This window comes from Mesorhizobium sp. M7A.F.Ca.ET.027.02.1.1 (genome assembly GCF_004022985.1).
Lineage (GTDB): Bacteria > Pseudomonadota > Alphaproteobacteria > Rhizobiales > Rhizobiaceae > Mesorhizobium.
Genome location: NZ_RZOL01000839.1, coordinates 1 through 868 on the forward strand (window position 1 = coordinate 1; position 868 = coordinate 868).

1 protein-coding gene is annotated in these 868 nt (G+C 66.6%); it reads left to right on the forward strand.

Annotated features, from left to right (window positions below; genetic code table 11):
- Positions 1–868: Ig-like domain-containing protein (locus tag EN749_RS36530; protein WP_210214769.1), on the forward strand; the 868-nt coding region annotated here is incomplete at both ends.

Below are 868 nucleotides of genomic sequence, written 5' to 3' on the forward strand. Positions count from 1 at the left end.
ACGGGCGGCGTCGGCGCGCTGACCTATACGGTGCAGACCACCGTGGGCACCTACGGCACCATCCACATCAATGCCGACGGCAGCTACGTCTACACGCTGACCAGCAACCACCTCAACGCACAGGCCAGTGACGGCGTCCAGACCATCTCGGGCCTGGAGAACTTCACCTACACAGTCACCGACAGCGTCGGCAACACCACCACGGGCAACATCACCGTCAGCATCGTCGACGACGTGCCGACGGCGGTCGCCAACAGCGGCAACGTCAATGAAGGCGCCCTGTTGACCGTGACTGCGGCGGCTGGCGTGCTGGCCAACGACGTGGCCGGCGCCGACGGCCTTGCCGCCGGTGGCGGCGTGGTTGGCGCACGTGCTGCCGGGGGCGACACGACGACGGCGGTGACGACCGGTGTCAACACCAACATTGTCGGCCTGCACGGGACGCTGCATCTCAACGCCGACGGCTCCTATACCTATCAGTCGACGGCCAACAACATCTCCTCGGCGACGACGGATGTGTTCGTCTACACCATCAAGGATGGCGACGGCGACCTGTCGACGACGACGCTGACCATCAACCTGGCGGATGCCGGGCTGGTCGCGCCGGCCGACAGCGATGCCACGGTCAACGAAGCGGCGCTCGACCTCACCCAGGCCGGCGCTGATCTGGCGGCCGGCACCGTGACCGGCTCGCTGCCGGGCCTGACGACCGAGACTGATGCCACCAACCAGCTCAACGCGACGGGCGGCGTCGGCGCGCTGACCTATACGGTGCAGACCACCGTGGGCACCTACGGCACCATCCACATCAATGCCGACGGCAGCTACGTCTACACGCTGACCAGCAACCACCTCAACGCACAGGCCA